Genomic DNA, 4880 nt, shown 5'->3' on the forward strand with positions numbered 1-4880 from the left:
GCCCCGCCCCTTCCCGAAACCGGGGCTCCGCCCCGGACCCCTTCATCCGAACTTCGTTCGGATCTGCTCAATCGCCGCAGGGGCTAGGTGGCGAACTGGTCGTAGAAGTTCACCTTGACCTCCAGTGACCGCTGTTCCTCCGCCCTGAACGCCTCGGCCGCCGCGGCCGGTTCCGTGGAGGTGAGCAGGGTGTGGAGGCGGCGGGCCAGTTTGTCGGCGTGGGTGGTCGCGAGGAGCGAGACCGTCGACAGGGGGTGGGCCTTCCCGTCGTGGAGCAGGTGAGGGTAGTAGAAGTGCGAGCGGTGCACGCCGTCGCGAACGAGGGCCGGGCTCATGCGGGGCCACAACTGGGTGTACTCCGTGGAGACCAGGATCTCGCCCCAGAAGCGCAGGATGGTCAGGAGCCGCAGGTCCGAGTCCGGGCGGCCGCCCGCGTCGGCCATCAGCGTGAACGTGTCGCTGATCGCGGCCAGGGTCGCCGCGGTCGGACGTGACGCGATCAACTCGGCGCGCGTGAGGCCCAGTTGCAGCATGTCCTCGATCATGTCCTCGCGGTGCGAGCGGGTGTTGCCCGTTCCGTCCGGGTACTCCTCGCGCAGGATGGTCCGCGCGATCCGCAGCCCCTCCTTGTCGTCGAGCAGGTCGATCGCCAGGTCGTACGCCGGAGTGAAGGCGAGCGACAGGAACCTGCGCTGGAGCAGGAGTTGGGCGAAGGCGGCGTCCGGGAGCCGGGCGGTGTCCGCGAGGACGGGGTGCGCCTTGTACTGCGCGATCAGGCCGTCCTCGAAGGCGTCGAGGGCTTCGAGGCCCTGGGGTGCGGCGGGCTGGGGCATGGCGGTGCGGCCTTTCAGCGGTCAGGTGCGAGAAGCTCAGGAGACGTTGACGTTGTCGAAGTCCATCAGCTCGATCGAGTGCTGCCAGTCGGCGAGACCGACGGGCTTGCCGATCTGCCACAGGGTGTTCAGCTCTTCTTGGACCTCCGCGCCGCGGGCCGTGTCGCTGCCCTTGATCTCGGTCTGCGGGGCGTCGATGGCCAGCATGCCGTGCAGGAACGAGCTGACCAGGTAGGAGTCGTCGGCCCGGTACACAGCCATCGAGGGCAGCGAGTTGTAGACCCGCACCTCCAGACGTGCGCGGGCCTGTTCGGGCAGAGCGGCGCTGAGCCGGGCGAAACTCTCCAGGTTGTGCTCGATCGCCACTTTCACGTCCACCGGCGGCGTGGGGCTGTGCACCGAACGCAACGCCTCATGGCGCAGGTTGGCCACCGGGGACTTCGGAAAGAGCAGGAGGATCCGGATGCGTGCGTCGCCGCGCCGGGTCAGGGCGTGCTGCATATCGTCCTGAAGCAGATGGAGATTGGGAATGAAGGTCTGCAGCACGGACACCTCGGTGTCGGCCTCGCGGATGAGCGTCCTGAGGTGGTTGACCGGGAATTCCTGGTGCACCCGTTCCACACCCCCGTACCGCTCCTGCCGCAGCCGGGCCGCCGTACCGTCGATGTCGAGCGCCGCCAGCCGTCGGTCGACACTGTCGAGGATCTCGAAGCGCCGGACCTCGAGCAGCAGAAACATCGTGACCGACGTGAGGATCAGCAGGGTGACCAGCTGAATGCCGTTGGGCGAGACCTCGTCGAGGAGCCCCAGGACATCGGCGAGAATGGTCAGCGGCCCTGCCGCGGTCGTCAGGGCGAGGCCGATCCTCTCCGCCTGGTGGCGCACGGCCATGGTGGCCTCCTTGTCCCCTGCGGGGGTGTCACGCCGAGTGAACCCCGGCGGCTCGCATGGGCAACAGCTTGCACCACAACATGTTTGTTTCACACAGGAGTTACGGCGAATCGGCCAAGATGTGCGATTTCGGCCAGCCACTCTCCGTGACCGATGCCGGCCGGCGCCGCCACCGACGCGGCCGCTGCCGCTGCCGCTACTTGCCGGGCCGGCAGTCGCAGGTCGGCGGATACACGGTCACCGTCGTCGTCACCGTGACCGTCGGCTGCGGGCCGTTCGCCGGCGGGCGTGAAGTCGGCCTGGCGTCCGCGCAGTTGCCGAGCACATCGGCCTGCAGCACGGTCTTGCCGGCGACCTTCGCGGTCAGGTCACCCCGTACGCAGGCACCGCTGCGCTCCTCGGTCACCTTCCCGGTCAGCGTGATCTCGCGGCCGTCCCTGGTCCTGCCTTCGCAGTCGACGGTCGCGACGCTGCGTACGGAAGGGGACTTGGCGGAGTCCGGGGTGCCGCCGCCCTCGCCGAAGGACGAGGTGCAGCTGAGCCACTGGACGTCGATGCCCTTCTTCTCCAGGGCGTCGGTGCCCTTCTGGTCCGTCGTCATCGCCACGGCGGCCGAGTTGAGCCCCAAGCCGAGGTCCTGGCAGGCCGTAACGCCCAAGGTCAGGCCCACCACCGCCGCTGCCGCTGCGAGGACCCGGCGATCACGTAAACGCCTCAATGCGCCCATACGAGACAGGTTCCCACTGAGGCTCCCGGAGCGGTAGAGGCCCTGCTTAAGGTGTGGGCGTGACGCACCCCTCGTATCTCCGGTATCCGCACGTCCGCGGCGAGTTGATCGCCTTCACCGCGGAGGACGACGTCTGGATCGCACCGCTGGAGGGCGGTCGCGCCTGGCGGGTCAGTGCCGACAACATGCCCGTGAGCCATCCGCGGATATCCCCGGACGGCCGCCATGTCGCCTGGACCTCGTACCGGGACGGTGCGCCCGAGGTGCACTACGCACCCGTCGACGGCGGGCGGGCGGAGCGCCTGACGCACTGGGGCAGCAACAAGACCTCGGTCCGCGGCTGGACCCCCGGCGGCGGCGTCCTGGCCGTCACCACCCACGGCCAGGCTTCGCTCCGCCGCCAGTGGGCCTGGGGCGTCCCCCTGGACGGCGGGCCCGCGACCCGGCTGCCGTACGGACCGGTCGGCGATGTCGCGTGGGGCCCCGACGGGCAGGTGCTCCTGGTCTCCGTGTCGATGGGGCGCGAGGCCGCGTACTGGAAGCGGTATCGCGGCGGCACGGCGGGGAAGCTGTGGATCGACCGGTCCACCGGCGGTGACCGGCCCTCGGGAGGCATCGGCGAATTCACCCGCGTACACGAGGAAGGCGAATTCACCCGCGTACACGAGGAATTGGACGGCAACCTCGAGTACCCCCTGTGGGTGGGGGAGCGGATCGCCTTCCTGTCGGATCACGAGGGCGTCGGCGCGCTCTACTCCTCGGGGCCCGACGGGTCCGAGCTCAGGCGGCACACCCCCGCCGAGGGCTTCTATGCCCGGCACGCGGCGAGCGACGGGCAGCGGGTCGTGTACGCAAGTGCCGGTCAGCTGTGGGTGGTTGACGCCCTCGACGGCGACAGCGAGCCGCGGCCGCTCGACGTCCGGCTCGGCGGTCAGCGGGTCGATCTGCAGCCGCACCCCGTCAAGGCGGACCGTTTCCTCGGCGCGACCGCCCCCGACCACACCGGCCGGGGCAGCGCCGTCTCCGTACGCGGGTCGATCCACTGGGTGACCCACCGCGAAGGACCCGCCCGGGCGCTGGCGTCCACTCCCGGCGTACGGGCCCGGCTGCCGCGCACCTTCCGGGTGAGCGGTGAGGAGCACGTCGTCTGGGTGACGGACGCCGAGGGCGAGGACGCCCTGGAGTTCGCGCCCGCCGCCGGGGTGGCCACCGGTGCGTCCGTACGACGGGTCGCCGCCGGGCAGTTGGGGCGGGTGCTCTCGCTCGCGATGGCCCCCGACGGCAGCCGCGCCGCCGTCGCCGCGCACGACGGGCGCGTGCTGCTCGTCGACCGCGAGAGCGGCGAGGTGCGCGAGGTCGACCGGAGCGAGGACGGGGACGCGACCGGGCTGACCTTCTCGCCCGACTCCGGCTGGCTCGCCTGGTCCCACGCGGGCCCTTCCCCGCTGCGGCAGTTGAAGCTCGCCAACACCGCCGACCTGTCCGTCACCGAGGCGACACCGCTGCGCTTCCGTGACTTCTCACCGGCCTTCACGCTCGACGGCAAGCACCTCGCGTTCCTCTCCGAGCGCTCCTTCGACCCGGTCTACGACGCCCATGTCTTCGACCTCGCCTTCGTGGGCGCCTGCCGGCCGCACCTGATCACGCTCTCCGCGACGACTCCGTCCCCGTTCGGACCGCAGCGTCACGGCCGCCCCTTCGAGTCCACCGAGAAGAGCGAGGAGGTCCCCGGCGACGAGCAGCCCGCGACCCGGATCGACCTCGACGGACTCGCCGACCGCATCATCGCCTTCCCCGTCGAGGCCGCCCGCTACTCGACGCTGCGCGCCGCCAAGGACGGAGTCCTGTGGCTGCGCCACCCGGTACGCGGGGCACTCGGCGTCTCCCGCGCCACCCCCGACGACCCGGGCCCGCGCACCGACCTGGAGCGCTACGACCTCGCACAGCAGCAGATCGAGGAACTCGCCTCCGACGCCCATCACTTCACCGTCACCGGCGACGGCAAGCGCGTCCTCCTGCACACCGGTGACGTCCTGAAGGTCATCCCCAGCGACCGCCGCCCCTCCTCCGACGACAGCAGCGACTCCAACATCACCGTCGATCTGACCCGGATCCGCCAGCAGATCGAACCGGCCGCCGAATGGCGGCAGATGTACGAGGAGACCGGCCGCCTGATGCGCCAGAACTTCTGGCGCCCCGACCTCGGCGGCATCGACTGGGACGGTGTGCTCGACCGCTACCGCCCGGTCCTCGAACGCGTCGCCACCCACGACGACCTGGTCGACCTCCTGTGGGAGGTGCACGGCGAACTGGGCACCTCGCACGCGTATGTCGCCCCGGGCGGCGGCGGTTACGGCTCATCCGATACGCGCCAGGGACTGCTCGGCGCCGATATCTCCCCGCACGAGGGCGGGCTGTGGCGGATCGGC

At 70.6% G+C, this 4880-nt stretch carries 3 protein-coding genes and 1 pseudogene; 1 reads left to right on the plus strand and 3 read right to left on the minus strand.

What is annotated here, in order from left to right:
• Positions 1-83: 83 nt before the first annotated feature.
• The 3 genes from JAO81_RS14390 to JAO81_RS14400 form a co-directional block, all read right to left on the minus strand.
• A complete protein-coding gene (locus JAO81_RS14390; protein WP_199548237.1) occupies positions 84-833 on the minus strand; it encodes a hypothetical protein in 750 nt (249 codons plus the stop codon).
• 36 nt (positions 834-869) lie between these two features.
• Positions 870-1724: a hypothetical protein gene (locus tag JAO81_RS14395; protein ID WP_199548238.1), complete on the minus strand. Its 855-nt coding sequence runs from the start codon at positions 1722-1724 to the stop codon at positions 870-872.
• A gap of 196 nt (positions 1725-1920) precedes the next feature.
• Positions 1921-2352, minus strand: a complete 432-nt coding sequence (locus tag JAO81_RS14400; RefSeq protein WP_233415364.1) for a hypothetical protein — start codon at positions 2350-2352, stop codon at positions 1921-1923.
• 158 nt (positions 2353-2510) lie between these two features.
• Between JAO81_RS14400 and JAO81_RS14405 the strand changes: the two are divergent.
• A pseudogene (locus JAO81_RS14405) lies at positions 2511-4880 on the plus strand (peptidase S41); the annotation flags it as partial.

Source organism: Streptomyces sp. N35, from assembly GCF_016464295.1.
Lineage (GTDB): Bacteria > Actinomycetota > Actinomycetes > Streptomycetales > Streptomycetaceae > Streptomyces.

Excerpts from the sequence above, each read along its gene's own strand:
- JAO81_RS14390 (WP_199548237.1), bottom strand. The coding sequence starts at position 833 with ATGCCCCAGCCCGCCGCACCCCAGGGCCTCGAAGCCCTCGACGCCTTC.
- JAO81_RS14395 (WP_199548238.1), bottom strand. The coding sequence starts at position 1,724 with ATGGCCGTGCGCCACCAGGCGGAGAGGATCGGCCTCGCCCTGACGACC.